Below are 2,639 nucleotides of genomic sequence, written 5' to 3' on the forward strand. Positions count from 1 at the left end.
AAAGCAAAACCCCCGGGCGGTTAGGCCTGGGGGTTTTGGGTATAGGTGCTTGACGATGACCTACTCTCACATGGGGAAACCCCACACTACCATCGGCGATGCATCGTTTCACTTCTGAGTTCGGAAAGGGATCAGGTGGTTCCAACGCTCTATGGTCGTCAAGCAATTCGGGTGGGGAACCGGTGTTGAGTCGTTTCCCCGAATGGGTATGTGATTGGTATTTGCGGTTCAACCAAGCTTTCGGCTGGTCTTTACCAAACAACAGATTGTTTGGGTGTTATATGGTCAAGCCTCACGGGCAATTAGTATCGGTTAGCTCAACGCCTCACAGCGCTTACACACCCGACCTATCAACGTTGTAGTCTTCAACGGCCCTTCAGGAAGCTCAAGGCTCCAGTGAGATCTCATCTTGAGGCAAGTTTCCCGCTTAGATGCTTTCAGCGGTTATCTTTTCCGAACATAGCTACCCGGCAATGCCACTGGCGTGACAACCGGAACACCAGAGGTTCGTCCACTCCGGTCCTCTCGTACTAGGAGCAGCCCCTCTCAAATCTCAAACGTCCACGGCAGATAGGGACCGAACTGTCTCACGACGTTCTAAACCCAGCTCGCGTACCACTTTAAATGGCGAACAGCCATACCCTTGGGACCGGCTTCAGCCCCAGGATGTGATGAGCCGACATCGAGGTGCCAAACACCGCCGTCGATATGAACTCTTGGGCGGTATCAGCCTGTTATCCCCGGAGTACCTTTTATCCGTTGAGCGATGGCCCTTCCATACAGAACCACCGGATCACTAAGACCTACTTTCGTACCTGCTCGACGTGTCTGTCTCGCAGTCAAGCGCGCTTTTGCCTTTATACTCTGCGACCGATTTCCGACCGGTCTGAGCGCACCTTCGTACTCCTCCGTTACTCTTTAGGAGGAGACCGCCCCAGTCAAACTGCCCACCATACACTGTCCTCGATCCGGATAACGGACCAGAGTTAGAACCTCAAGCATGCCAGGGTGGTATTTCAAGGATGGCTCCATGGGAACTGGCGTCCCCACTTCAAAGCCTCCCACCTATCCTACACAAGCAGGCTCAAAGTCCAGTGCAAAGCTACAGTAAAGGTTCACGGGGTCTTTCCGTCTAGCCGCGGATACACTGCATCTTCACAGCGATTTCAATTTCACTGAGTCTCGGGTGGAGACAGCGCCGCCATCGTTACGCCATTCGTGCAGGTCGGAACTTACCCGACAAGGAATTTCGCTACCTTAGGACCGTTATAGTTACGGCCGCCGTTTACCGGGGCTTCGATCAAGAGCTTCGCTTGCGCTAACCCCATCAATTAACCTTCCGGCACCGGGCAGGCGTCACACCCTATACGTCCACTTTCGTGTTTGCAGAGTGCTGTGTTTTTAATAAACAGTCGCAGCGGCCTGGTATCTTCGACCGGCATGGGCTTACGGAGCAAGTCCTTCACCCTCACCGGCGCACCTTCTCCCGAAGTTACGGTGCCATTTTGCCTAGTTCCTTCACCCGAGTTCTCTCAAGCGCCTTGGTATTCTCTACCCGACCACCTGTGTCGGTTTGGGGTACGATTTCTAATTACCTGAAGCTTAGAGGCTTTTCCTGGAAGCATGGCATCAACCACTTCCTCTTCATAAGAAGAGTCGTCATCAGCTCTCGGCCTTAACTGTCCGGATTTACCTAAACAGTCAGCCTACCGCCTTAAACTTGGACAACCAACGCCAAGCTGGCCTAGCCTTCTCCGTCCCCCCATCGCAGTAATTAGAAGTACAGGAATATTAACCTGTTTCCCATCGACTACGCCTTTCAGCCTCGCCTTAGGGGTCGACTCACCCTGCGTCGATTAACGTTGCGCAGGAACCCTTGGTCTTTCGGCGTGCGAGTTTTTCACTCGCATTGTCGTTACTCATGTCAGCATTCGCACTTCTGATACCTCCAGCAAGCTTCTCAACTCACCTTCACAGGCTTACAGAACGCTCCTCTACCGCTCATCTTGCGATGAACCCGTAGCTTCGGTGTGTAGTTTGAGCCCCGTTACATCTTCCGCGCAGGCCGACTCGACTAGTGAGCTATTACGCTTTCTTTAAAGGGTGGCTGCTTCTAAGCCAACCTCCTAGCTGTCTAAGCCTTCCCACATCGTTTACCACTTAACTACAACTTTGGGACCTTAGCTGACGGTCTGGGTTGTTTCCCTTTTCACGACGGACGTTAGCACCCGCCGTGTGTCTCCCATGCTTGCACTTCTGGGTATTCGGAGTTTGCATCGGTTTGGTAAGTCGGGATGACCCCCTAGCCGAAACAGTGCTCTACCCCCCAGAGTGATACATGAGGCGCTACCTAAATAGCTTTCGAGGAGAACCAGCTATCTCCGAGCTTGATTAGCCTTTCACTCCGATCCACAAGTCATCCCCTGCCTTTTCAACGGAAGTGGGTTCGGTCCTCCAGTCAGTGTTACCTAACCTTCAACCTGCTCATGGATAGATCGCCCGGTTTCGGGTCTATACCCAGCGACTAAAACGCCCTATTAAGACTCGCTTTCGCTACGCCTTCCCTATACGGTTAAGCTTGCCACTGAATATAAGTCGCTGACCCATTATACAAAAGGTACGCAGTCACCCAACAAAGT

General features: G+C 52.6%; 2 rRNA genes. Both read right to left on the reverse strand.

Going from position 1 to position 2,639, the window contains the following annotated elements:
• Positions 1 to 47: 47 nt before the first annotated feature.
• Positions 48 to 163 (reverse strand): 5S ribosomal RNA (gene rrf, locus QWJ10_RS23145).
• Between the two features lie 118 nt (positions 164 to 281).
• A 23S ribosomal RNA gene (locus QWJ10_RS23150) occupies positions 282 to 2,639 on the reverse strand; the annotation flags it as partial.

It is taken from the genome of Pseudomonas sp. WAC2 (assembly GCF_030403525.1).
Lineage (GTDB): Bacteria > Pseudomonadota > Gammaproteobacteria > Pseudomonadales > Pseudomonadaceae > Chryseomonas > Chryseomonas luteola.